Below are 346 nucleotides of genomic sequence, written 5' to 3' on the forward strand. Positions count from 1 at the left end.
GGTGGCGGTGAAATGGATGCCGGTGCCGATGCCGCGCGCCTTGAGGCCGGCCATGAAGGCTTCGCGCTCCATCCCGCAGCGCTCGGGGCAGATGCGCAGGATGTAGAGGTGCCAGGCGTGGGTCTGGGCGTAGTCGGGCAGCGCCAGGGGCGCGACCGGCAGGTGCGCCAAGCGCTGGGTGTAGGCCTGGGCCAGCAGCCGGCGGCGACTGTTGATATCGCCCAGGCGGTCCAGCTGCACCAGCGCCAGGACGGCATGGATGTCCGACAGGTTGTACTTGAAGCCGGGCTCCTGCACCTGGGCCTGGGGCTTGCGGCCCAGGGCATGACGGTCGAAGGCATCCACC

1 protein-coding gene is annotated in these 346 nt (G+C 69.9%); it reads right to left on the reverse strand.

The window, feature by feature from the left end:
• A partial coding sequence (locus tag FSV73_RS25455) for a DegT/DnrJ/EryC1/StrS family aminotransferase (protein ID WP_186309352.1) occupies positions 1-346 on the reverse strand: 346 nt, incomplete at both ends.

The organism is Pseudomonas oryzihabitans (assembly GCF_007665395.1).
Classification (GTDB): domain Bacteria; phylum Pseudomonadota; class Gammaproteobacteria; order Pseudomonadales; family Pseudomonadaceae; genus Chryseomonas; species Chryseomonas psychrotolerans_C.